Below are 22,076 nucleotides of genomic sequence, written 5' to 3'. Positions count from 1 at the left end.
ACCTCTCACTTTAGTATACAATAAATATGATCTGAAAACATACCTGAATATTTTTTAATAATTAACAACAATGTATATTGACTATATTCTAATTCTTTTTGCTTAAACTAACAAGTAGGCTAATTATTAAAGTTAGCACAATTGTTAATAAATAGTAACTTAATCTCCTCCCTTCTATCCCTATATCATTCTTTATATTTTTTTTGATTTTAATTAAATATCCACTTTTAGAGTCTAACACTATTAAATCATCAAAAAACTTCATACTAGATATATAAGTTTCATCCCCAAATCTTACTTTTTCTTTAAGCGCACTACTTTTATTTAAACTATATATACTATTATCATTCTTTTCATAGAAATATATACAGTCTATGCTACCTATTATACCTTTTTTATCAATTGCTAACCCGGCTAAACTATTTACTTCTTTATGTTGATAAATTGGTGCGGGAGGATTTGTTGTAGGGTGCTGGTCTAAAATAAATGGTATGTCCCCGTTAAGTAAGCCTTTAAATTTAGGTGAACTTATTGGATCTCCTCCAGTATAATCTGGGAAACCATACCATGATTTTTTTTTAATTTTGTATATATAATCACTATCTCCCTTTACAGGCCTTAATCCCCTGTCCTCCATTCCACCAACAGCAACTAATATTTTGCCCTCACTATTAAAATCTATAGCCTTCATATTTCTTATACCCCAAGCAAAGTTTCCCTGTGCTCCAGTTTTTAAATTATAAACTATTATAGATGAATTTCCAATCATATGTTCTGTTATTATTTGCCCCTTTACGTTCCTAGTTTTATATGGAACAAATGCTCCGGTCTTTTTCTTATCAAAATTAATTCCTTTTATAGTTATACTTTTAGGCGAAACATCATGATTTTGAGGGTAATCATCTAACCATTGATTATCCGGTCCAACTACCCCAGAATTTGTTGCAGCTCCTATTGTAACAAATAGATATTCTCCATTAATTCTAACTAAACTGTCATTATAGTCTCCATAATTAGGCATATTCTTGATAATTTCTTTATTTGCCTTTGTTACTAAATCATATGAGTAGACTTTTGTTCCGGATGCATAATACAATACTTTATTATTATAATCTAAACTAGTTATGCTCAGCTTCTTATTTGTAAATATATTGTATGACCTGCCTACTTTATCTATGTACTGTACTTTGTCTTTGAAAGCTACATAGTAGTTTCCTTCACTATCTTTCGTAAAATCTACTGCCTTACTTAATCCTTTAAATAGTATCTGTGATTTTATAACTTCATCTTTAACCGTAACCCTATATTCTTTAAACGAACCTTTCATTGAAAATAGTGCAAAAGCCATTGCAGCTAAAATAACTATAAATCCAATGGTCTTCTTCATACTTACCCCCTAAATTATAAATACTCTAATTTATATATATTTATATAAATTAGAGTATATGTGTTAATAATTTCTAGCAATTTGTATATGGCTTCTTTCAACCTCCGCCAAGGCAACAAATACCTCTTTAACAATCAAATTATTTATTTCCTTTGCATGTTTTTCATAAAACTTTGTAGCATGAACTTCTCTATTTTCTGCGAGTTTCATTAAGCTTGTATCGTTTTTATATTTACTGTAATCTATATCCACGAGTTTTGGAAGTTCTTTGAACCCACCTAGTTTTTGATGCACAATAGCATGTATTTTTTCAATTTTTGAAAGTGCTTTAAAAATTTCTTTAACATGGTTGTTACTCGCAAGCTTTGCCGCCGACATATAAAACTCTGAATTAAATATTTCAAGTTTCATGGCATGATCTAATACTACTAAAGTATTGGGATCCAAACTTTGCGCACAAACCTTGTAGGCCTCACCAACAGATTTTAAATACTTATAAGTTACGCCACAAAACGGGCAATATTTAATATGCTCTCTTTCATTCACTTCTAATAAACCATCATTATTTATATTGAAATTATTTATATTTATCTCCATACCACATATCAAACATTTCATATCGCTCTATTTCCTCCGCACTTTTATTTGGAGTAAATAATAATATTATTTATTATTCTCCTTAAGACACTACTAAAATTATTCTAACATAAAAAGCTCCTCCCTAGAAGGTTTTTACAATTTTTTTATAAAATCATAAACTACACTGGTATCATAATTAATAAACTTTTTATTTTAATTACATTTCAGATGGAAGGACTCCCACTTCTATAAATGGGAGTCCCATACTATAACAAATAGAAAACTTCAGTAGGAGTATAAGTCTCCTTCTGAAGTCATTAATATTGCAGCTCCCCAGGAGATGATTTAATTACATTTCAACATCTCAGATGATGATTTACAGAATATAATTATTAAATTTCACATACTAATTATAAATAACTGTTATCTCCCCAGGTAGAAGAACAAGGAGGATCCTTTTATGATTAAAGATAATTTCTATAGAGACTCAATAATACTCACCGTATCAAATTTAACTGCTGGTATATTAAGGTTTATGTTTTCGATTTTACTTTCAAAAAAATTAGGTGCAGAAGGTATGGGATTATATAGCCTTGTAATGCCTATTTATGATTTATTCACTTGCCTTATTTGCGGTGGAATGGTAACAGCTATTTCAAAAGAAGCTTCATCCTATTACGAATTAAAGGATTACGGTAGTTTAAACAAATCTATACATACTGCCTTAGTTTTTGATTTTGCATTTTCTATATTAATAGCAGCTTTAGTATTTATTTTTTCACCTTTTATTAGTACATATATAATAAAAGATCAAAGAACATTATACTCCCTTTGGGTTATTTGCCCGGCTTTAATCTTTGTTGCTCTTTCATCTATATATAAGGGTTATTTCTACGGTATTTCCAATGTTAAAGTACCTGCAATCATAGATATTGTTGAAAAGACCGTAAGAATGGGCATAATACTTGGAATTATAAATTTTTTCGCATTAAAAAATGTAACTACTACCGTAACTGCTACATATATCGCCTTATCCATTGGGGAACTTATAAGTTTTATTCTACTCTTTATCTTCTATGAAAAAAGTAAAACCAAATTTAAGAATTACAATAAAAAAACTGAAGGAAGGGCCCAACTTTTATTTAATGTCCTTGTTGTTTCATTCCCATTATGTTTAAATGGCTTTTTAAACACTGTAATTTCCGCGCTATCAACATTGATTGTCCCTGGGCGACTAGTTTCTGCAGGCATAGAGTATACGCAGAGTTTATCCTTAATAGGTAAATTTTCAGGTATGGCTATGAGCATTGTGTTCTTTCCTTTTATTATTGTAATATCCATGTCAACCATCTTAACTCCAGATATTTCTAAAAGTATTAGTAAAAATGATTATAACGGTTTGGAGCGTAGAGTCCGCGAAGTTATAAAAGTTTCGTTTTTACTAGGACTTTCAACTATGATAATATGTTTATGTACTGGAGACTCCCTTGGAAAATTATTTTTCGACAGATATGACTTAGGTGTTTACATACGGCTTGCTTCCTTAAGTGCGCCATTCATGTATATGTCTGGTTCAACCTTTGGAATTTTAAACGGACTTGGCAAACAAAAATCTCTTTTAATAAATTCTATAGTAACCTCTATTCTTGAACTTGTTTTACTATATGTATTATTAGGTATCCCAAAATTAAACATTCTAGGTTACGGCATAGCTCTCATTATAAGCTCTATTATAAGCTTTATATTAAATATTATTGCAATTAAAAAAAGCTGCTATATACAGTTTTCAGTAGGCGAAATTTTAACTGATGTCTGTCTTAGCACACTCTTATACTTTGTATTAAAAATTTTAAATACTACGTTGCCAAATTCTATCTTTGTTACTAAAAACATAATAATTATTGCTACTGGCTTCTCCCTTTTACTATTTTCTATCCTGCTTACAAAAAAAAGAAAATAATCAGATATTTTTTTGTGAATTGGAGAGATGAATAAAAAAAAGTATATATTACGTATAAAATGCATTAATAGTAATATATACTTTTTTTATTTAATTCTTTGTAAAATATACTTAGGTATAAGTTTCTTAATCTTTCTTGGAAATACATCCAAATCATCTTTAGTTATTCCACCTATAATCACTAATGCGAAGAAATAAGTTAATATAGCTAAGCATATAGTAAATAATATAGAAACAGCATTAGCAAAATATCCTTGTTTAATATGACTGAATATAAAATTTAAGATAGTATACATGAACCCTGCAACTACAGCCATAACCCCTGATGCTATTATGGGTTTTATTGCATGACTAGCTAGTTTAATTCTAATCCCTAGCGCTTTGTTCATAGTATTATAGTTCAACATCAAAATTATTGCAAAACTTACTCCGTTGGCCATAACAGCCCCTAATACATTAAGTGTTGGAATTGCTACAAAAATATAATTAGTAATTATTTTTCCTATCAATCCCAGAACTGCATAAATTGTAACTAAGTAAAGTTTTCCAAGCCCCTGAAGAATTGAAGTTTGAATACTAACCACAGCCATAAGTATTATTACCACTGATCCATATGTAAGTAATCTTGAAACGTCAGACCCATATTGGATTAAATATACTATGGGTTTAGCTAAAACTGCAAGTCCAACTGCGGAAGGTACTGCCACCAAAAAACACAGCCTAAAAGCATAATCAATTTTACTTCTTACAGCTTTTTTGTCCTTAAGTGCCATTAAGCCGGATATAGAAGGCAGAATAGTCATGGCTAGAGCTGTAATAATAGCTATAGGCACATTTATTAATGTCGTATATTTACTTAACACACCCCATAAAATACTAACCTGCACTTTATCCATTCCAGAAGATAACATTCTTGATTTAACTACCCCTAAATCAATCAATAATCCTGATTGTTGTATTCCTAAACATATTGTCATTGGCACGGCAACACCCAATAGCTTTTTTATTATTTTTTTAGTAGTTAATCTCTTTATATTTAACTTATTATACCCTTTTGGAACTATAAAAATTCTATTTTTTTTATAAGCATAAATCATATATATTACCGCAACCAGTGCTCCTACAGTTGTTCCAATAGTTCCGCCTGCCGCTCCTTCTGCTAGCCCATATTTTATAAAACACGCTGCAAAAACTAAACTAAATATAGTATTTGCAATTTGTTCTAATACTTGTGATACAGCAGTGGGGGTCATATTCCCTCTCCCTTGAAAATAACCTCTATAAGCTGATAATACAGATGATAATAGAATAGTTGGAGCGAGTGCCATGATTGCTAATTTTGCAGTATCACTCTCGGTTGCATTAGCTATAGGTACTACGAAAATAAGCATTAAAAGTGACATAACTATCCCTAATATCAAAAGCGAAAATCTAGCTATTTTAAAAGTCTTTACAGCATCCTTATAATTACCTACCGCTATGAGCTCTGATACTATCTTAGAAATAGCCACAGGAATACCAGCATTTGTTAATATATATACATATGTAAATATACTGTATGCTGAATAATATACCCCTAACCCATCCTCTCCTAGTATTTTCCCTAAAAAAGGTATATAAAGTAGTGATAAAACCTTAACCATAAAACCTGCCGCAGATAATATGGCAAAACCTTTTGTTGTAGATTGTTTATTTGAATTTGCTTGTTCACTCATTAAATCATCTCCTGGGTCGTTAAATCATCACCTGCGGTGCTGCAACATCTTCACAGAAGATGCATTGACGACTTCAGAAGGAGATTTATACTCCCCCTGAAGTTTTCTATTTGTTAGGGCAAGTAACGCCTACTTATAGTAGGTAACTCTCACTTATAGAAGTGGGAGACTTTCCTTCTGAAATGTCGTTAAACTCATCCTCTAAAATTTAAATACATCCTTTTTAATCTTTTTTAATATTGGTGGTAAACTCTCTGCAATAGTTTTATTCTCCATATAAGATAAATCATCCGGGCAATTCTTAAACATTGCCTTATACGCATATAAATATTGGTAATCTAAACCATATTTGTTGTTAAAGAAACTATTCATTTTTTTATCTCCATATTTTGAATCACCAACAATAGAATTACCCAAATGGCTTAAATGCGCTCTAAGTTGATGGCTTCTTCCTGTTAAAAGATTAATATCTATTAAAGAAAATGTACCACAACTTTGCAACGTTTTAACTTCCATTGCTATTTTTTTTGTATCTGGCATCTCGGTGTCAAATACCTGTGATATATTTGCATCCTCATTTTTATATATATATCCCTCGTAAACCCCATCTTTAATTCTGTTTCTTACTAAAGCCATATAATATTTTTCAACATTTCTTTCTCTTACCATTTCATTTAAAAGTTTAAGAGATTTAAAGTTCTTACCAAACATAACTATACCTGAAGTATTTCTATCTAATCTATTACAAGGTGCTGGTTTAAATGTTATTTCATTTTCTGGCTGATAATCTCCCTTATCATATAAATAAGAAAGCACATAATCTATTAAAGTAGCTTCGCCATCTTTTTTATCAGAATGAACTAAAACTCCCGGCCATTTTTCAACCATTAATATATTAGCATCCTCAAATGTAATTTTTAAATTGTTTTCAATTCTTTTAAACTCTTCTTTTTTAAACTCACTTGTAATATATTTTGTTTCAACAATATCGCCTTGTACTAAAGAATGTTTTTCCTTGATTTTGTTACCATTAACCCTAATATCACCTTTTCTAAAAGCTTTATATATTTTACTTAACGGCACATCACCAAGTACTTTTCTCATGAATTTATCCGTTCTTTGTCCCGCTTCATTCGCTCCAATTTCTATCCTCATATAATCCTCCTATTTCTTTTATCTCTTGTTATCTATTGACGAATTCTATATATAATCTAATTTATTTTATAAAAAATCACCCTTTTATTTTGTAATAAATTATAATACATTTAAAAAAATCACATCAAATATCAATTATATACTAATATGTGTTATGAATTCAATAAAAATTCATAAGCTAATGTACATTGCATAGCTACACCTATTGATATACAACTCTCATCTATATCAAATAAACTACCATGAGCCGGGTTTACTATACCTTTTTCTTTATTACCACTTCCTAAAAAATAAAATAGTGCTGGCCTTTCCATAGAGAAATAAGCAAAACTTTCCACACCCATAGTAGGCTGATCTAATTTATAAACATTACTCTCAGAAATAACTTGACTTGCTTTACTTTCAAACATCTCTGCAAGCTTATCATTATTATAAAGACAAGGATAGCTTTCCTCAATACTAATTTCACATTCCCCTCTCATAGCGGTAACGATGCCTTCCACTACCTGAACTAATCTGGTCTTTATATATTCTCTATGTTCACTCTTCATAGTTCTAATAATTCCCGATATTGTAACCTCTTCGGGTATAATATTTTGAGCTGTACCTCCATGAATTGATCCTATAGTAATTACTGCAGGATCTGTAGGTGGAATTTCGCGGCTTACAATGTTTTGAAGTGAAATAATAACATTGCTAGCTATTACAATGGGATCAACCGTCATATGTGGGCTTGCACCATGTCCTCCTTTACCTACTACTTTTATAGTAAATGGATTCGATGCTGCATAAGCTACGCCTCTTTTTAAACCAACGGTTCCAGCCTCTAAAAATTCTTCTACATGAAGCCCAATAATAGCATCCACATTAGGATTTTCTAGTACTCCTTCTTTAATCATTAAAGGTGAACCACCAGTTGTTTCTTCTGCTGGCTCAAATAAAAGTTTAACATTTCCTGGAATTTTATCCTTCATGCTATTTAATATCTTAGCTGCACCCAAAAGTATAGTGGTATGAGCATCATGTCCACAAGCATGCATTTTACCATTAATTTTAGAGGAGTAATCACATATTTTCTTATCTTGCAATGGAAGTGCATCCATATCTGCCCTTAAAGCAATAGTTTTTTCACCTTTGCCTCTAATAATAGCACAGATTCCCGTTTGTGCTACCTCATAAAACTCAATGCCTTCCTTTAATAAAAAATCTTTTACCTTCTGGGAGGTTTTAAATAAATCAAACCCTAATTCAGGGTTTTCATGAAAGCCTCTTCTTATGTCTATTAATTCACTTTCAATATTTTTTGCCATATCTAAAAAATTCACTATATACACCCCTTTACGCTATTTTTCCCAATATATTTCAATTACATTCCTATTATTCCCATCACTGTAAATTAAATTATTAAGCTCATATTCATAGAATATGAGCTTAATAAAATTATATTGTAACATTCAATAAAACTACTGTAATAACTTAATTACACCGGAACTTTCTGATACATAAGGTAATTTTTTTATAATAGTATAAATGTATTTTGGTTTTGATTTATCATCTTTTAAAGCCTGTTCCAATGATAATTCATTATAGTACAATAGCTTGCACCAAAAATCCACGAAGTCATCTCTTGTAATAAAAATTATATTACCTCTCTCTTTAACTGTAAATCCACAGTTAAATCTCTCCACAATTTCTATATCTGAGTGCTTTCCATTTGACAAAATTAACCTTACATCATCCCACATTTGCTTAAAGGCAACCATTAAATACCCTCCTTAATACACAATTCATTTTTCAGTATACCATATTTACATACTTTGTCAATTGTTGTTATGTATTGCATTACATTTGCTATACTTTTGAAATTAAAGAGTTATTATACAATACATTGACGTCAAATTTTCTTATAATTTCTCCCTCAAACTTAATCTCTAACTCTTTACTAGTAATTGCAATTACGACTCCACTCCCAAAACTTTTATGCATCACCGCATCGCCTTCTTTAAAAGGTAAATCCGAATCGCTTGATCCTAAAATATTGCACTCTCTAATAAATCGTGAGGTTTCTTTCGCTTTTCCTTTTACATTTTTACTAATGCATAGCCAAACATTGTTTATAGCTCTTGTAATTCCAACATAAAATAGTCTTCTTTCTTCCTCTAGGTTATTATCTATACTATTTACATGGGGGATATTTTCCTCATTGCAATTTATTAAGTATACATTTTCAAACTCCATACCTTTAACACCGTGAATTGTACTAAGTATTACTGCATCCTCATCTATATTTTTCTTATGCTTACTAATTTCCTCTTTAACCTGGTCCACATGGGCTAGAAAAGTTATTATAGAGTTATATCCTTCTGCTGATTGTCTAAACTCGTCAATAACATCCTCCATCTCACCTAAATCTATCTTAAATTTAGTGCAATACCCTTTAATATAATCATGATATCCTATACTTAAGACTAAATTATCTATAGCGTTTTCTAATGAAATTTTATTTAAAAAATGTATATCCTTTTTTAACTTATCTAGCATCTTCATTTGAAATACCGGTATTTCTTCAATATCTTTTAGCATTTCAAAACAGTCTTCTTTTACGGGATTTCTTTTTAATTTATCTAAATTTAGTTTACTTATATATCTAAAGGGCTTATTAATTATTCTGACAAAACTCTCTCTATCACTTTTATCAATACTTAATTTAAAATATGCAATTATATCTTTACAAATGAAATGTTGAAAAAAGTCATACTCCTTGTCTAAAAGCTTAAAAGGTATTCTTTTTTTGATAAAGACATCTATTAGACTTCTGCACTCTACGTTTGTTCTGTACAATATGGCATTATCTCTATAATTTTTTTCATTATTTTCCTTATATTTTTGAATAATACAGCTAATTTCCTCTGCCTGTGAGTTCTCATTTACATTGTTAAGTACTGCAACGATGCCATCATACTGCTTAAATGCTGTTATATCCTTTTCATTTCTCAAGTCGTTATTTTTTATAATGTTCATGGATATTTCTACTATATTCTTTGGACATCTATAGTTAGTAGACAAGGGTAATTTCCCTCCACCTACAAAATGCTCTGAAAACTTAACCATGCACTCAGGATTCGACCCTCTAAAACCATAAATACATTGGTCCTCGTCTCCTACTGCAAAAATAGAATTTTCTTCATTTAAAAGCTTTAGTATCTCAACTTGCATAGAATCACAATCTTGAAATTCATCTACTAAAATATGTTTAAATAAACTTCTATACCCCTTAAGTATTGTGTAATTTTTTATAAACAGATCTCTGCACCCTATTTGAAGATCATCAAAATCAAATAAGTTTTTTTCTTTTCTATACTGCTCATAAATGTTATAGGCCGCTATAAAGATTCCTTTATCAATACTTGGAGAGAAATTTTCCATTAGCTTTCCACTTGTTTTGAATACTGAAATATTATTTATAACTTCCTTTACTTTTTCATCACCTACCTCATCCAAATATGACATAAGTACATTTTTTATGAGTTTATATACCTCTAGTGTATCTACTATGTTTATCTGTCCGTAATAGTTCTTAAGAATCTTATAAAACAAACCATGAAATGTTCCAAAAAACGGAACCCTCTCCTTTCCATTAATAGCAACATATCTACTTTTCATATTAATAGCCGCAGCTCTTGTAAAAGTAATGACAATAATGTTTTTTGGTTTAACATTTTTCTCATTTATTAAATGAACAATCCTATTAACAATAACTACTGTTTTACCACTACCCGGTCCTGCTGTTACTAATAAATTTCTGTTAACAGAATAAACAGCATCCTTTTGCTCTTTACTTAATTTCGAATTTATTTTCTTGCTTACTATTTTATTATCCATATTATGTTTTGTCTCCACTTTCATCCACCTACTTTAAATTGCTCATATATTATGCTTATACCCAATTTACTATTTTAATAATCTTATCTAAACATTAATATATAATTATGTTATAATTTCATTATATACTTTTATTAAATTTCAAAGGGGAAAAATTATGAAACACTCAAAAGATTTTAATGTGAGGAACGAAAGAAACCTAACAATGCTGGTAGACTTTTACGAATTAACTATGGCAAACGGTTATTTAGATAATAATGTTCAAGATAAAATTGCCTACTTTGATATGTTTTTTAGACGAATACCTGACGGTGGTGGATATTGTATTATGGCCGGGGTACAACAATTACTTGAATATCTTTCTAATTTGAAATTTTCAAATGATGATATATCCTATCTAAAAAGCAAAAATGATTTTTCAGATGATTTTATAGATTATTTAAAGGATTTTAAATTTTCTTGTGATGTCTGGGCGGTGCCAGAAGGTTATCCTGTTTTTCCTGGTGAACCCTTGGTTATAGTTAAAGGACCTATTATACAAGCTCAATTTGTTGAGACAATGATACTACTCACAATAAATCATCAAACTTTAATAGCTACAAAAGCGAGTAGAATATGTAGAGCCGCAAAGGGTAGACCTGTTATGGAATTTGGTTCTAGGCGTGCTCAAGGCTATGATGGCGCTATATATGGAGCACGTGCCGCCGTTATTGGTGGTTGTGTTGGTACTGCTTGCACTATCGCTGAAGAAATGTTTGATATCCCAGCCATTGGAACTATGGCTCATAGTTGGGTACAGCTTTTTGATACTGAATATGATGCCTTTAAATCTTGGACTATAACCTACCCCGATAACTGTGTACTTCTTATAGATACTTATAACGTACTACGCTCTGGGATTCTAAATGCCATAAAAGTATTTAATGATGTACTTAAACCTATGGGTAAAAGACCTAAAGGAATACGAATTGATAGTGGTGATATTACCTATCTAACTAAAAAAGTTAGAGTAATTTTAGATGAAGCTGGATACTCAGATGTAAAGATTACGGTTTCTAACTCACTGGATGAATATATTATAAGCGGTGTTTTGGAAAATGGGGCACAAATTGATAACTTTGGTGTTGGTGAGAGACTTATTACTGCAAGATCGGAACCAGTGTTTGGCGGTGTTTATAAACTCGTTGCAGTTGAGAATGATGGAGAAATAATACCAAAAATTAAGATTAGTGAGAATGCAGAAAAAATCATCAATCCTGCTTTTAAAAAATTATATAGAATTTTCGATAAAACATCACACAAGGCCATTGCAGATTTTATTACCTTACATGATGAGAAAATCGATGAAAGTAGACCACTTGAAATATTTAATCCAGTTTATACCTGGAAAAAGAAAAATCTTAAACATTACTATGTAAAAGAACTTATGGTTAAACTATTTGAAAATGGACAGCAGATTTATGAATCTCCGTCTGTTATGGAAATAAAAGCATTTTCTGAACAAGAAGTATCTAAGTTATGGACAGAAGTTTTAAGATTTGATAATCCTCATGCATATTATGTGGATCTTTCTTGGAATTTATGGAACCTAAAGCAAGGTCTATTAACTCATTATTCTGAAACCCTCGAGGAGTAACAGAAATATATTTGTTATCCCCAAGAGTTATACTAGGAGGACTTATGGCACAACCTTTAAAAATCAAGCTTTCAAAAATTGCTCTTGATAATCTTATGGAAATGATTAAACTTGACGATGCTTATGATAGTGTGCGATTTGTATACGTCAGCGGTTGTTGCAAAACTGCAAAAGTTGATATTTACTTAGATAATTTTAAAACTGGAGACATAAAAAATAATATTGATAATTTACCAATATTATATGATGAAACTCTTTTAGAAAACATAAATGAACTCACAGTAGCCTATAAAGATTCTAGATTTTGGATTAAGACATTATTGCCGAAAGATGCCAAGAGCCATTGTTCTAGTGCTGGCAAACAATCCTGTAATGGTTGCGGTGGACATTGTGGTTCTCATTAACCACATGTAATATGTGATTAATATGGAAATACTTAAAAAGGCTAGCCAATATTATTGGTTAGCCTTTTAGTTAAAATTATACATTTATTGATAGACCATCTGTTTTTGAAAACAAATCAACAGTTCCCTTATACTGATCTTGGTATGTAAGCTTTTGAAGGCTCGCAAGCTCCGGAAACCATAACGCAATCTCATGTTCTGCACTTTCAATGCTATCAGAGGCGTGAACTAAATTTTTAGTTTTATCCAAAGTGAATTTCCCTCTTATACTGCCAAGTTCCGCTTTTACAGGATCCTTATCTCCATTGATTTTACGCACTACATCAACAGCTTTTTCACCCATTAAAATAATTGCACATATTTTACCTTCAGTAATATAATTTATTAACGCATCAAAAAATTTCTTTCCTGCGTGTTCACTATAATGTTTTTTAGCAATGTCCTTTGTAGCAGTAATCATTTTGAGCGACACAATTTCTAATGATTTCTCTTCATATTGATTAAGAATTTTCCCAATAAGTCCTCGTTTAACTCCATCTGGTTTAATTAAAACCAAAGTTCTTTCCATTTAAATTCACTCCCCCGCATTGTATATTTATAAACTAAATTATATCCTATTATTAGATATTATACACAAACTTTCATTAATATTCCTACTAGTATTCTTTGTATAGTAATCTAAGTGGTGAAGTTTTATCATCACTAAATAAATCATAATCAGAAATATTTTTAATATCAAATGGTTTATAATTTCTCAATTCATCAAACGGGCATTTCCCTCCATTATCTACCCATTTATGTAATGCACACTCCTTAAAGCAGTCTACTTCTTCTTCTATAGTTGTCAGAAAATCACACTGTAACATTTCATCACCTCGTCCCATATTTTGTTATTTAAGTAACATCATTACTCTCATAACATTATAAGACATTCTAGTGATAATTTGAAGTGCTTTTTTAAATTTTACATATAAATATATAGACAAAAATATACAAATTATCTTCCCTTCTGAGATGTCATTAAATCATCACCTGCGGTGCTGAAATATCGTTAAAAACCGAAGTCCTCACCAATTACAACTACAGTAATATCAGTTCTCATAGGCTTTCTTTTAATTACAGAATAGATCCTACAGATTCTAGTATCTGTTTTGCAGTCATTGCAAACTCCCGTCTTAGTACAAGGATTGGGCATATTTAGTCTCATATTATTCTTTGGTGCCGCAATTTGTTCTATTCGTTCAAAAGCTGAAGCTTCATTTTTACAAATTTTATTAACCCCTACTACAACAATGACTTTTTTAGGTCCAAAGCTCATTGCTGCCACTCTATTTCCTGCCCCATCAACGTTAACAAGCTCTCCATCTAAAGTTACAGCATTAGAACTACATAAATAAACATCACTAAGGAGCTCACCCCTCATAGTCTCCACTTTTTCGTAAGGTGTTAAAGTTGGATCACCATGATCTAACACAACTCCTCCCATGGCCTTTACCTTTTCTTGTATACCAAGTTCACTTATAGTCATTGATCCTCCAAAACCTACTCTGTCACCCTTGTGTACATTACTCATTATAAATTCTGAGGCTTCCTCACCTTTTTTTAAATAAACTGCTGAAAAACCATTTTTTTTAAGAACCTCTACTACTTTTGACCCAATAGTCTCTTTATGCCATGTATGAATTTCTTTCATTTCTTTCCCTCCTTTTTTAAGGAGGATTATATCATTGTATATAAAATATATCAATGATATAATTGTATATACCAAAGGTTTTTTAATCAAGTACTCACTTATAAGTTACTTAGTATACTAAGAACTGTTACCACTCGAACTAACACTAGGAGGTATTATGAGCGATAAAATTATGAAAATAAATAATAAAGAATATAGTTGTGCCATAGAGTTAACACTAGATATAATAGGTGGTAAGTGGAAGCCAATTATTCTTTGGAAATTAGCCCAAAACGGTGTATTAAGATTTAGCGAATTGAAACGCTCCATGGGTGGAATAACACAAAAAATGTTAACACAACAGCTTAGAGAATTAGAATCATATGAAATGGTTCATAGAAAAGTTTATGCAGAAGTTCCTCCTAAGGTAGAATACTCTTTAACAAAACAAGGCAAAAGTGTAATGCCTATATTAGACGTTATGTGTAAGTGGGGAACTGATTATTATGAAGGCATCGTCTCTGACAACAAAGAATAGTGATTTTTAAAGGGTGGACTTTTCCACTCTTTTTTTGATATGTTCAAATTAAGTATGCTAATCATCAGCTAACTAAACATATTTTTTAACTTTTAGGGCATATTAATTGCTAAAAGGAGTGATTTTTTTGAATGTAACCAGTACTTCATTATCATATATGTTTTTTGCAATTTCTATAGTATCATTTATATTTTTCTTGTATTACAAATTTCTAGTAATTAACACAGGTGATAAAAGTAAAAGACGAGATAAAATCATTGGATCAATGAAAGACCCTGAGCATTGGAGACACGGAAATAATATCATGGCTTTTATTTCTCTATTTTGGGCCTTAATATCGCAAAGTGCGTTTATTTATCTAAAATTTTTCTATAAATCAGGATTAGTTTCAATTATATATGTTTTTATCTATTTGGTTCTTATCTCACTAAGTGTTTTATTATTCATTAAGAAAAACAAAGTCGCACGCAGTAAATAATATAACTACAAAACAGTAATAATCTATTTCTTATTACTGTTTTGTAAAATTTCAATAAAACTTTTAATAATCTGCCCTGTAAAACCCCATATCTTATAGTTATTATATTCATAAAAATGCTCATCTAGATACCCTTTTCTAAACTTATAGTCTTTTCCTCCATTTATTAAATGAAAAGGAAAACCCTCTTGGTTTATGGGACCTATCTCCATTCTATAAAGCAGTGGTTCATTTTCCAAAAAGAATTTTAGTGGAACTTTAAAAACGTGATCTACTTCATCCTCATTAGGATTTATTTCACCATATTTTAGTTTGCCTACAAAAGCATATAGCAAGTTACCATAAGGGCTTATATAATAATCCATATCCCCTATAATTTCAATTTGATCGATTTTCAAATTTAATTCTTCCATAGTTTCTCTTATAGAAGTTTCCCTTGGATTTTCATCTAGTTCCACCTTTCCACCTGGAAGACAAACATCACCTGGCTGGCTTCTTAATTTGTGTGCACGCACTTCAAATACAATAGATAATCCCTCTGCATCCTCCGTAAGTAATATCATAACTGCACTTTCTTTAAATTCTCCAATAACCTTAGAATCTCTATTTTTAAATATTTTTTCTAGCTTATTTACCATACCTATTACCTCCTGATTCAACCTACTTATATACTATACCAAGATACTCAAATAATAAACCAAACCTTTCATTATTTTGGTTCTCACATATCAAACATAAATATATTGTATTAACTTCATCCTAAATACATCTTCATTAATCAATGTACCTTGTTCTTAATATCTTAAAATGATATACTTGCTTTATAATTATCAATAGATAAAGATAAAATTCAATACAAATGGAGAGATGAAAATTGAAAAGAAAAAATCGGCTTTTATTATTTACACTAGTGTTTACTTTAATATTTTCTACAACTGTTTTAGCTGCTGTTAACCCACCAGAATTAATTGGTAAAGCTGCCATTTCTGTAGATATGGATACTAACGAAATTATTTACACCAAAAACATTGATAATAAGATGTACCCAGCAAGTATTACAAAGCTTATTACAGCTTTACTACTAGCTGAAAATAAAAAATCAACAGATAATTTAAATTATACAAAAACTGCAAAAGAACAACCATCTTACTCTTATAATCTAAATGTACAGCCTGTAGCAATTGGAGATACAATGTCCGCTGACAACGTAATGGATGGACTTCTTCTTTATTCGGGAAATGATATAGCCTATATGATTGCCGATAACGTTGGTCAAAATCCAACTAATTTTGCTAAAATGATGAATGACAAGGCTACGAATCTAGGAATGAAAGGCTCTCATTTTATCACACCTAATGGTTTGGATGATAAAAATGATCAACATTATACAACTGCTTATGACCTAACTCTTTTAGGTAGAGCTGCTTATAAAAATGATTGGGTAAAAAAGTCTATGGGTAAAAAAACAAGTATAATAAAATCTGCTAATGGGGTCGAAGCTACTGTTCAGAATAGAAATAAACTTCTTGGCATAGAAGGCAACATAGGTGGTAAAACTGGCTATACAGAAAAGGCTGGAAGATGCTTAGTTTCTATATATGAACGTAACGGTCGCCATATCATAGGCGTTGTTATGAATTCTGAGAATGATGCAAAAGATACAAAGGTATTTGAAGATATGAAAAAACTAATTGACTTTAGTTATGACGCTAAAAAAGAAGTGCTTAATAAAAAAGCTACTGAAATCAAAACAATTTCTGTACCCTATAAGGTTATTCCATTCATAGGACCAGAAAAAACAATTGATGTGCCATTAGAGTCAAAGGAAGATGTGACTTTTTATAAAAATGATGTCGCACCACAAACTTCCTCTAAAGTTTCCCTCACGAATGCATGGAAACTTAATAAAAAGACTTCTGTTGGGACATTACTTTTCAAACAAAAAGATGCTGAAAAAAGCTATAAATTATATCCAATGATTTCAAAATCTGCTCTTATTAAAGATAATATAATTATCTATGCTGCAGCTGCCATTGTACTAATCGTAGTTTTAGCATTAATTGTATTATTAATTTCTTCTATCAACCGACGTAAAAATCGTCATAGTAGAGGAATGAGATTCAAATAGGTATTTGCGAGTTTAAGGACTATATTAATTCAAAAATTAATATAGTCCTTTTTTAGGCTTTTCAAATATTTTTTTTGCGAGTATATTGACATTTATATCGTAATATACTAATATAAGAATATTAATATATTATAAGTTGTTATATTTTTCATTACATATAATGTATAAAACAAATCTAAGATAAAATTTATTGATTTTTAAAAGGAGATTTTTTATGAATGCGAATTTTGAACAATATACAGAAATTGCTGATTTATTAAAAGCTATTGCTCACCCTGCACGAATATGTATTATTAGAGGACTTATGAACAAAGGACGCTGCAATGTTAGCTATATGCAGAACTGTTTAAACCTTCCTCAATCCACCGTCTCTCAGCATCTTCAAAAACTAAAATCTTTTGGAATTATCAAAGGTGAAAGAAATGGTCTACAAATTAATTATAAAATTTGTAATGAAACCATCATAAACGTTATAAATGCGATATTTCCTGATGAACATTAGTTGTCTTTTCAAAAAATTAGCGCTATGCGCTTTTTCTAATAGTAGGTTATAATAATTACCCCTACATAATTTCATAAGTATTTATAGTTATAACTTTATAATTCCCTTTAAAACTACTACAAACAATGTTGTAAATCATCCAAGAAAATACTGCTCCAAGAGTCATCAAGTCTCCTATTCTCAAATATAAAATATAGTGTTACTCCAAAGAGACCACCCAAGGCAAATTTAAACTTCTCCTCTTTTAAAACTTTTTCCTTATGGAATTTCACTTTTAATGTTATAAATAAAATTATTGCAGCTAACATAAATCTATAAAATGCCGATAATGTTGGCTCTACCTCTTCTGATATAACCTTTATGCTTAAATATGATAAGCTCCACATAAACATTAAGATAGTTGCCAATATCTAGTTACTCTAATATATTATTATTATAAAGCACATTTTAAAAATAACAATTCAGTATCCTAGTATGTCTATATCCCTATATATTTTCATGTGCATAATATATTAAAATACGATTTATGCAATTTAGGTGTTGTTAATATTTCATTTTTGCAGTATTATATTATAGTATTCAAGTTTCAACCGTCACTTATGAAATGTTTTTTTATATTAATTTCATTTCGTTAAAACGCAAAAATTATCTACTCACATATGGAGGTGCCAATTTGAAAAAAGAATTTTCTTTAAGTAACGATAAAGTAATGATAAATTTCACTGCAAAATACTGTAATAGTCCTGAAACCCTATTAGAAAGTGCTGGCTTTCGACGGGTTTTCAACGCATATCTCAAAAAAATAAAAAAGAAAAAATCGAATATATATAAATATTTAATCCAAAATGCACACACAGACAATGAGAATTTAGATGTCTTCATTGTACATTTATTTAAACTCTTATCTGTATTAAATGTACATGAGATTACAAATTTAAACACTAAATATAGTTCCCTTATAAGTAGCAAGGATACTTTTATTGATTTTATAGAAGATTTCTATGGCTTTTGGAGAAAACTTGAAAGATACACTGTAATTCACAACAATAAAATCAATGATGGCCTTGAGAAAACAAGCTTTGTTGAAGCTAACAATAATTTTTCAATGCTTATACTTAATTTATACAGAAAAATTGAAGAGAATGTTGTTGGATATAAACCTAAGGTTTACAGGCAACTGCCCGCAGGTGGCAATGCTGGTCTAATTGTTAATAATGCATATTGGCCAATGCCTTCTGGATATGAGCTATTAAAAGACGTTCCATTTATTGATTCAATAATATTAGATTTACCTTATATAAGCTACCCTAAAAAGAATACTCGTAATGGAATTTTTAATGAATGCTTTGAAAACCCATTGAAAAATTGTACTATAAGCACAGACCATTGGTTTTGTTATCCAGCTAAAGTAGGCACTTTACTTGCATTCATTTATATTCACAGAGATTTTATGGCCCATGCAATAACGCTATGTAACCTCTTTGAAATGGCAAGTGAAAGCGAATATAGGGGCATTAAGCCAGATATAGTTTTTGTTTTTGGTGGTAAAGATTCTTCTAATATTAAAAATTCCTCTTCTAAAGGCAGCACAGTATTTTATGATGATGTAGCAAATAATATCATGCTTGGCTATATAAGTTATGGCGATGAAATTGATTATTTCGGATATGTAAAAAAGATGACCTTAACACTTCATAACTTAATAATGATTAAACGCGGTTCTCTGCCAATTCATGGCGCAATGGTAAACATTATTATGAATAATGGTAACAGCGCAAATATTGTTATCATGGGTGATAGCGGTGCGGGTAAGTCTGAATGCTTAGAAGCCTTTAGAAGTTTAAGTGAAGATTATATCAGTGACATGACCATAGTCTTTGATGACATGGGCGTTCTTACTCTAAACGAAGGTGCTAAACCATTAGCCTTTGGAACTGAAATTGGTGCTTTCGTAAGACTCGATGATTTAGATGCAGGTTATGCCTTTAAAGAAATTGATAGAAGCATATTTATGAATCCTGATAAAATTAATGCAAGACTTGTTATGCCAGTAGCAAGCTATAAAGATATTATTAAGGGTTATCCCATAGATTTATTTCTCTATGCAAATAATTATGAAGAAGTAACCTGTGATATTGAAGAAATTAATTTCTTTACGAATCCTGCGGACGCTATTGATGTTTGCAAAAGAGGGTCAAGGATGGCAAAAGGTACTACTACTGAATTAGGTCTTGTAACCTCTTATTTTGCAAACCCTTTTGGTCCTGTTCAAAAACAAGAACTAGTAGATGTACTTCTAGTGAACTATTTTGACGAATTCTTCAAAACAGGGGTAAAAGTTGGACAAATCAGAACTTCCTTGGGTGTAAAAGGACAAGAAAAAGATGGTCCTAAAAAGGCAGCTAAAAAACTATTTGAATTAATTATAAAATAAGAGTGCAATCCGTATGAAGTTTCTCCTGCGTGACTCCAAATAAGAGCTTGAAAAGTGAAGTTCCATACTATTGTGCATCTCCATATTCAAAGATGGAGCTCTTGCGCGACCATGGAAGAGAACGGTCTGGCGGCTAACAATGATAGGTGGGACAGACCCGCGACCTATCGGAAAAGGCCACTGAAATATGTATAAATATTTCAGTGGCCTTTTCATTATTGCTTAAATTCTTTTTCAATAACATCGGTTAATTTTTTACATGGGATAACCTTTAATTTCTTAAATTTAACCCCTGCTTTTAAACAATTTTGAGGTATATAAGCCTTTTTAAACCCCATCCTGTCTACTTCTTTTAGTCTTTGCTCTAAAGATGGGACTTTTTTTAATTCACCAGTAAGACCCAGTTCTCCAATAAATACTGTATCTGTAGCTATCCCATGATTAAGCGTAGAAGATGCGATGCTCATAACTACAGCAAGATTCACCGATGTTTCAGTTAATTTAAGACCCCCTGTTGCTTTTATAATAACATTCTTATCATAAAGCCCTATCCCTCCCCTTTCTTCAAGAATAGAAATAAGGGTTCCCAGTTGCTCCTTCCTTGAAAAACACTCACTTAACCTACTCGGGTAAGGAGTAAAAGATTTAGATACAAGACTTTCTATTTCTATAACAATGGGTCTTGTTCCATCCTTTATAACAGCTAAGGCACTTCCTGGAACCAACTCATCTCTTTTGGTCATAAAAAACTCAGAAGGATCAGTAATCTCTTCCATTCCTATGTCCGAAAGCCTAAACATACCACTCTCTTCCGTATTTCCGAAACGGTTCTTCTTACTTACCAAGTGTTTTAGCTCTTCTCCATCTTCTCCTTCAATATATAATACAGTGTCTACTAAATGCTCTAATATGCGCGGTCCTGCCATCTCGTCTGCCTTTGTCATTTGCCCAACCAGAAAAACAGCTCTTGGCCTCTCTGGATTTTTTGCTTTATCCTTTAAAGCTGTGGCGCATTCAATTACTTGAGTAGGAGAACCAGCCCTCGAACTTGAATATTCCTCCAAAGTGAATGTTTGAATACTGTCAAGTATTATTAAATCAGCATCAACAGTTTCTATATGTTGTAATATTTCATCTAACTTTGTATCTGAAACAACCCAAAAATTATCAGCTATCTCTTTTATTGTTCTGTCAGCTCTATTTTTAATTTGGCTATTACTTTCCTCTCCAGACGCATATAAAACCTTATATCCTTTTAATGACAGTGAATTTGCGAGTTGTAGCAAAAGTGTAGACTTTCCCGCCCCTGGGGGCGCAGATATAATAGTCACACTATCTCTAACTATTCCTCCACCCATAACCCTATCAAACTCTGAAACTCCAGTAATTATTCTATCACTGTTCGCCTGTACAACCGCCTTTAGTTTTGTAGGTTTAGTTGTTGTTCCCATACTATTTAAAGTATTTGATTTAGCAGAGCCCGCCTTAACCACTTTCTCTTCATATGAATTCCATGCACCGCAATCATTACATTTACCCATCCATTTTGGAGCATGTGACCCACACTCTTTACAAACATAGATTATTTTATCTTTTGCCAATTAGA

Annotated in this window: 21 protein-coding genes; 8 read left to right on the top strand and 13 right to left on the bottom strand. The window is 31.1% G+C overall.

Annotated elements, in window-relative coordinates:
- Positions 1-88: 88 nt before the first annotated feature.
- Together KTC92_RS00245 and KTC92_RS00240 are read right to left on the bottom strand one after the other, a co-directional pair.
- The gene (locus KTC92_RS00245; RefSeq protein WP_220285994.1) at positions 89-1,387 is read right to left on the bottom strand and encodes a hypothetical protein; all 1,299 of its coding nucleotides are present in this window, start codon (positions 1,385-1,387) and stop codon (positions 89-91) included.
- A gap of 63 nt (positions 1,388-1,450) precedes the next feature.
- Positions 1,451-2,005 carry a ferritin family protein gene (locus tag KTC92_RS00240; RefSeq protein WP_216301720.1) on the bottom strand — a complete coding sequence of 185 codons (555 nt, stop codon included), beginning with the start codon at positions 2,003-2,005 and terminating at the stop codon, positions 1,451-1,453.
- Between the two features lie 421 nt (positions 2,006-2,426).
- Between KTC92_RS00240 and spoVB the strand changes: the two genes are divergently transcribed.
- Complete coding sequence (spoVB, locus tag KTC92_RS00235) at positions 2,427-3,926, top strand: stage V sporulation protein B (protein WP_220285995.1); 1,500 nt, start codon at positions 2,427-2,429, stop codon at positions 3,924-3,926.
- A gap of 86 nt (positions 3,927-4,012) precedes the next feature.
- Here the strand turns inward: spoVB and KTC92_RS00230 are convergent, their stop codons facing one another.
- From KTC92_RS00230 to KTC92_RS00210, 5 genes are all read right to left on the bottom strand, one after another.
- Positions 4,013-5,641, bottom strand: coding sequence for a polysaccharide biosynthesis protein (locus KTC92_RS00230; RefSeq protein WP_216301718.1), 1,629 nt, complete (start codon positions 5,639-5,641; stop codon positions 4,013-4,015).
- A gap of 201 nt (positions 5,642-5,842) precedes the next feature.
- Positions 5,843-6,796: an RluA family pseudouridine synthase gene (locus tag KTC92_RS00225; RefSeq protein WP_216301717.1), complete on the bottom strand. Its 954-nt coding sequence runs from the start codon at positions 6,794-6,796 to the stop codon at positions 5,843-5,845.
- Between the two features lie 152 nt (positions 6,797-6,948).
- The gene (locus tag KTC92_RS00220) at positions 6,949-8,106 is read right to left on the bottom strand and encodes a M20 family metallopeptidase (protein WP_253198063.1); all 1,158 of its coding nucleotides are present in this window, start codon (positions 8,104-8,106) and stop codon (positions 6,949-6,951) included.
- Positions 8,107-8,259: 153 nt separating this feature from the next.
- Positions 8,260-8,559: a hypothetical protein gene (locus tag KTC92_RS00215; RefSeq protein WP_165411963.1), complete on the bottom strand. Its 300-nt coding sequence runs from the start codon at positions 8,557-8,559 to the stop codon at positions 8,260-8,262.
- A gap of 88 nt (positions 8,560-8,647) precedes the next feature.
- On the bottom strand, positions 8,648-10,678 hold the full coding sequence (locus tag KTC92_RS00210; RefSeq protein WP_220286030.1) for an ATP-dependent helicase: 2,031 nt from the start codon (positions 10,676-10,678) through the stop codon (positions 8,648-8,650).
- A gap of 157 nt (positions 10,679-10,835) precedes the next feature.
- Here KTC92_RS00210 and KTC92_RS00205 point away from each other — a divergent pair, with 157 nt between their 5' ends.
- Both KTC92_RS00205 and KTC92_RS00200 read left to right on the top strand, forming a co-directional pair.
- Positions 10,836-12,314, top strand: a complete 1,479-nt coding sequence (locus tag KTC92_RS00205) for a nicotinate phosphoribosyltransferase (RefSeq protein WP_165411964.1) — start codon at positions 10,836-10,838, stop codon at positions 12,312-12,314.
- 44 nt (positions 12,315-12,358) lie between these two features.
- Entirely contained in the window at positions 12,359-12,718 is a 360-nt protein-coding gene (locus KTC92_RS00200; RefSeq protein WP_165411965.1) for a hypothetical protein, read from the top strand.
- A gap of 76 nt (positions 12,719-12,794) precedes the next feature.
- Here KTC92_RS00200 and ndk read toward each other — a convergent pair whose 3' ends face one another.
- The 3 genes from ndk to KTC92_RS00185 all read right to left on the bottom strand — a co-directional run bounded on the left by ndk (position 12,795) and on the right by KTC92_RS00185 (position 14,411).
- Positions 12,795-13,286: a nucleoside-diphosphate kinase gene (gene ndk / locus KTC92_RS00195; RefSeq protein WP_216301715.1), complete on the bottom strand. Its 492-nt coding sequence runs from the start codon at positions 13,284-13,286 to the stop codon at positions 12,795-12,797.
- A gap of 88 nt (positions 13,287-13,374) precedes the next feature.
- Positions 13,375-13,584, bottom strand: a complete 210-nt coding sequence (locus KTC92_RS00190; protein ID WP_165411967.1) for a hypothetical protein — start codon at positions 13,582-13,584, stop codon at positions 13,375-13,377.
- A 185-nt stretch (positions 13,585-13,769) separates the two neighbouring features.
- Entirely contained in the window at positions 13,770-14,411 is a 642-nt protein-coding gene (locus KTC92_RS00185; RefSeq protein WP_220285996.1) for a lactate utilization protein, read from the bottom strand.
- 157 nt (positions 14,412-14,568) lie between these two features.
- Between KTC92_RS00185 and KTC92_RS00180 the strand changes: the two genes are divergently transcribed.
- Both KTC92_RS00180 and KTC92_RS00175 read left to right on the top strand, forming a co-directional pair.
- On the top strand, positions 14,569-14,928 hold the full coding sequence (locus KTC92_RS00180; protein ID WP_165411969.1) for a helix-turn-helix domain-containing protein: 360 nt from the start codon (positions 14,569-14,571) through the stop codon (positions 14,926-14,928).
- Positions 14,929-15,055: 127 nt separating this feature from the next.
- On the top strand, positions 15,056-15,406 hold the full coding sequence (locus KTC92_RS00175; protein WP_216301713.1) for a hypothetical protein: 351 nt from the start codon (positions 15,056-15,058) through the stop codon (positions 15,404-15,406).
- A 23-nt stretch (positions 15,407-15,429) separates the two neighbouring features.
- Here KTC92_RS00175 and KTC92_RS00170 read toward each other — a convergent pair whose 3' ends face one another.
- The gene (locus KTC92_RS00170) at positions 15,430-16,044 is read right to left on the bottom strand and encodes a CoA pyrophosphatase (protein ID WP_216301712.1); all 615 of its coding nucleotides are present in this window, start codon (positions 16,042-16,044) and stop codon (positions 15,430-15,432) included.
- Positions 16,045-16,280: 236 nt separating this feature from the next.
- Here KTC92_RS00170 and KTC92_RS00165 point away from each other — a divergent pair, with 236 nt between their 5' ends.
- Both KTC92_RS00165 and KTC92_RS00160 read left to right on the top strand, forming a co-directional pair.
- Positions 16,281-17,534, top strand: a complete 1,254-nt coding sequence (locus tag KTC92_RS00165) for a D-alanyl-D-alanine carboxypeptidase family protein (RefSeq protein ID WP_216301711.1) — start codon at positions 16,281-16,283, stop codon at positions 17,532-17,534.
- A 214-nt stretch (positions 17,535-17,748) separates the two neighbouring features.
- Positions 17,749-18,036, top strand: a complete 288-nt coding sequence (locus tag KTC92_RS00160) for a helix-turn-helix transcriptional regulator (RefSeq protein ID WP_165411973.1) — start codon at positions 17,749-17,751, stop codon at positions 18,034-18,036.
- Between the two features lie 116 nt (positions 18,037-18,152).
- Here the strand turns inward: KTC92_RS00160 and KTC92_RS00155 are convergent, their stop codons facing one another.
- Positions 18,153-18,443, bottom strand: coding sequence for an EamA family transporter (locus KTC92_RS00155; protein WP_220320154.1), 291 nt, complete (start codon positions 18,441-18,443; stop codon positions 18,153-18,155).
- Between the two features lie 266 nt (positions 18,444-18,709).
- On the opposite strand from KTC92_RS00155, the gene KTC92_RS00150 reads away from it, so the two are divergent.
- Positions 18,710-20,470 carry a phosphoenolpyruvate carboxykinase gene (locus KTC92_RS00150; protein ID WP_220285997.1) on the top strand — a complete coding sequence of 587 codons (1,761 nt, stop codon included), beginning with the start codon at positions 18,710-18,712 and terminating at the stop codon, positions 20,468-20,470.
- 215 nt (positions 20,471-20,685) lie between these two features.
- Here the strand turns inward: KTC92_RS00150 and radA are convergent, their stop codons facing one another.
- Entirely contained in the window at positions 20,686-22,071 is a 1,386-nt protein-coding gene (gene radA / locus KTC92_RS00145) for a DNA repair protein RadA (RefSeq protein WP_220285998.1), read from the bottom strand.
- Between the last annotated feature and the right edge of the window lie 5 nt (positions 22,072-22,076).

This window comes from Clostridium sp. CM027 (assembly GCF_024730565.1).
Taxonomy (GTDB): Bacteria; Bacillota; Clostridia; order Clostridiales; family Clostridiaceae; genus Clostridium_AD; species Clostridium_AD estertheticum_B.
Note: the sequence above shows the minus strand (reverse complement) of the source record. Positions and strands in the feature narration are given on the sequence as shown.

Excerpts from the sequence above, each read along its gene's own strand:
- KTC92_RS00170 (WP_216301712.1), bottom strand. The coding sequence starts at position 16,044 with ATGGTAAATAAGCTAGAAAAAATATTTAAAAATAGAGATTCTAAGGTT.
- KTC92_RS00180 (WP_165411969.1), top strand. The coding sequence starts at position 14,569 with ATGAGCGATAAAATTATGAAAATAAATAATAAAGAATATAGTTGTGCC.
- ndk (WP_216301715.1), bottom strand. The coding sequence starts at position 13,286 with ATGGAAAGAACTTTGGTTTTAATTAAACCAGATGGAGTTAAACGAGGA.
- KTC92_RS00185 (WP_220285996.1), bottom strand. The coding sequence starts at position 14,411 with ATGAAAGAAATTCATACATGGCATAAAGAGACTATTGGGTCAAAAGTA.
- KTC92_RS00215 (WP_165411963.1), bottom strand. The coding sequence starts at position 8,559 with ATGGTTGCCTTTAAGCAAATGTGGGATGATGTAAGGTTAATTTTGTCA.
- KTC92_RS00210 (WP_220286030.1), bottom strand. The coding sequence starts at position 10,678 with ATGGATAATAAAATAGTAAGCAAGAAAATAAATTCGAAATTAAGTAAA.
- KTC92_RS00245 (WP_220285994.1), bottom strand. The coding sequence starts at position 1,387 with ATGAAGAAGACCATTGGATTTATAGTTATTTTAGCTGCAATGGCTTTT.
- KTC92_RS00205 (WP_165411964.1), top strand. The coding sequence starts at position 10,836 with ATGAAACACTCAAAAGATTTTAATGTGAGGAACGAAAGAAACCTAACA.
- KTC92_RS00230 (WP_216301718.1), bottom strand. The coding sequence starts at position 5,641 with ATGAGTGAACAAGCAAATTCAAATAAACAATCTACAACAAAAGGTTTT.
- KTC92_RS00160 (WP_165411973.1), top strand. The coding sequence starts at position 17,749 with ATGAATGCGAATTTTGAACAATATACAGAAATTGCTGATTTATTAAAA.
- spoVB (WP_220285995.1), top strand. The coding sequence starts at position 2,427 with ATGATTAAAGATAATTTCTATAGAGACTCAATAATACTCACCGTATCA.
- KTC92_RS00240 (WP_216301720.1), bottom strand. The coding sequence starts at position 2,005 with ATGAAATGTTTGATATGTGGTATGGAGATAAATATAAATAATTTCAAT.
- KTC92_RS00200 (WP_165411965.1), top strand. The coding sequence starts at position 12,359 with ATGGCACAACCTTTAAAAATCAAGCTTTCAAAAATTGCTCTTGATAAT.
- KTC92_RS00190 (WP_165411967.1), bottom strand. The coding sequence starts at position 13,584 with ATGTTACAGTGTGATTTTCTGACAACTATAGAAGAAGAAGTAGACTGC.
- KTC92_RS00220 (WP_253198063.1), bottom strand. The coding sequence starts at position 8,106 with ATGGCAAAAAATATTGAAAGTGAATTAATAGACATAAGAAGAGGCTTT.
- KTC92_RS00225 (WP_216301717.1), bottom strand. The coding sequence starts at position 6,796 with ATGAGGATAGAAATTGGAGCGAATGAAGCGGGACAAAGAACGGATAAA.